The organism is Paraburkholderia sp. (assembly GCF_035501035.1).
Taxonomy (GTDB): Bacteria; Pseudomonadota; Gammaproteobacteria; order Burkholderiales; family Burkholderiaceae; genus Paraburkholderia.
Genome location: NZ_DATJWR010000249.1, coordinates 1 through 2090, shown reverse-complemented (window position 1 = coordinate 2090; position 2090 = coordinate 1). Strand labels below are relative to the sequence as shown.

General features: G+C 62.2%; 1 protein-coding gene and 1 pseudogene. Both read left to right on the top strand.

Annotated features, from left to right (window positions below; translation table 11 throughout):
* A partial coding sequence (locus VMJ11_RS18695) for a methyl-accepting chemotaxis protein (protein ID WP_325620880.1) occupies positions 1-1288 on the top strand: 1288 nt, incomplete at its 5' end.
* A 355-nt stretch (positions 1289-1643) separates the two neighbouring features.
* Positions 1644-1854 (top strand): annotated as a pseudogene (locus VMJ11_RS18690) (ParA family protein); the annotation flags it as partial.
* Positions 1855-2090 lie beyond the last annotated feature (236 nt).

The following is a 2090-nucleotide window of genomic DNA, read 5'->3' as shown; positions in this document are numbered from 1 at the left end:
CTGGGTGCTCGCGAATATCACGCCGGTCGTGCGCGACGCAACCATAACGGGATACATTTCCGTTCGAACCCGCCCGACCGAAAAAGAAATCACGTCGGCGGAAAAGCTGTACGCGGACCTGCAGCGCGAGGGGTCCAGATGGCGCCTCTGTGCGGGGCGAGCGATCCGTCGAGGCCTCGCAGGCGTGCCCGAACGGCTGCCCGCCTTGTCGGCAGCCCGACGCTTCGAAGCAATCATGGCCGTTCAAGCGTTGATGATCCTGCTGGTGCCGGCGTGCATGACGACCGGGCTCCTCGACCATGCAACCGGGACGCGTCTTGGCTGGTCGATCGCGGTCGTGGCGGCCTCGTCATGCGCAATCATGGCGGCGTACATCGTCCGCAACTTCTTCGCGCCGCTTGCGCAGTTGAATGCCAGCGCGCTTGTCGTCCTCGCGGGCGAGTTGCGGCATCGGTTCCGTGAACACGGCGACGCGCAGACCCGGCTCCTGGGACGCCTTTTGAACCAGCTGAACGGCAAACTCACGGGCGTGCTGATGGATACGCGCGAATCGATCGACAGCGTGCGCAATGCGTCTTCGGGACTCTCTGCTGGCAATGCAGACCTGTCCGCGCGCACCGGGCAACAGGCAAGCGCCATCGAGCAAACGACTGCGGCGTTAGGCCAGATCACAGACAGCGCCCGGCAAAACGCCGAATCGGCGAAGTTAGCCAACGCCGGGGGACAACACACGGCCCAGGCCGCATCGGCGGCAGCGGAAGCCGTGCGCCGTGCGGCGCTGCTGATGGAAGAACTCGCGGGTCATTCTCGGCGCATCTCGGAAATTACCGCCATGATCGATGGCATCGCGGTGCAGACGAACCTTCTCGCGCTGAATGCAGCCGTCGAAGCGGCCCGGGCAGGTCAGCACGGACGCGGGTTTGCCGTCGTGGCTGGAGAGGTCCGCACGCTGGCCAGGCGTTCCGAGGCTGCCGCCAGGGAAATCAGGTTATTGATCGACAGCTCGCTCGGCCTGATCGCGACAAGCGCCCAGGCTGCGACGAATGCCGGCGCAGATATGAGCAAGGTCGAGCAATCGGTTGCGGAACTCACGCGGACCATCGCACAGATCGCCGACGCGAGTGCCGGGCAAAGCGTCGAGATTTCCGAGACGAAGCTGGCCGTCGACCAGCTGGCTCAAATCACCCAGCTGAACGCAACGCTTGTAGAAGAGTCGGCTGCCGCATCCGTCGATCTCAATCATCAGGCTCAGGCTCTCGAGGATGCGGTGAACGTGCTGATGTGTTGAGCGGAGGTGGTGCGGGGCCTGGCGATCACCTCGCGGGACCGAAGCTGCGCGTCGAGACAGACTTCGGGAGCACGTCGCTACTCCATCTGTTGCGCAGTACTTCAATGCTTTGCGTGGCGGGAACCGAGTCGATGGGCGCAGTCGACGAGTGGCGTGTCATAGCCGAGCATCAACGGGTGTTTCGGGTCGCCGGACGCGCAGCATGCCCGCGACGACGTCGAGGCGCGAGCTCAGCGCCTGCGGCAGCTGCTTTCGATCGCCCGAGCGCTGCATGACCAGATCGGCGTGTGCTACGCTGCAATTTGACGGTCCGGGTGCCAGTGGTGTCGACAACTCGTAGTAATCGGCATAACGAATTGTTGAAAACCGGTTTCAGCCGCATGCGAGCCTGGCACAAAAACTTGTCAACGAGCTCGTCAGTGAGGGCTTGCCTATGCTGGCTTCGGCTGAATTCGTCCGAGAAGATCCGCGAAACATATCGGCAGGCAGTTCCCGTCGTTCTCCTCGATCCCGGGCACAAGCTTTTGCAGGAGTATCGAGCCTCGCATCGCGAACTGACCGGATAGCCGCTTTGCGCTGGATCACGGTGGTACGCGAACCAGACCGGATTTTCGATTCGTCCAGAATGAGACATTCGAGCCACGCTTAGCAGGCTGCTGAAGTACCTCCCGGCAGAAGCAGCCTTTCTGCGCTTACGCAGCTCTCGCTGCGCGTTTCATCACATTGTGAAATTTCAACGCGAAGTTCACGCCGGTTCAGCGGTTTGAGGCCAATTTCTGGCCTCATTGGCGCTTTTTTCGCC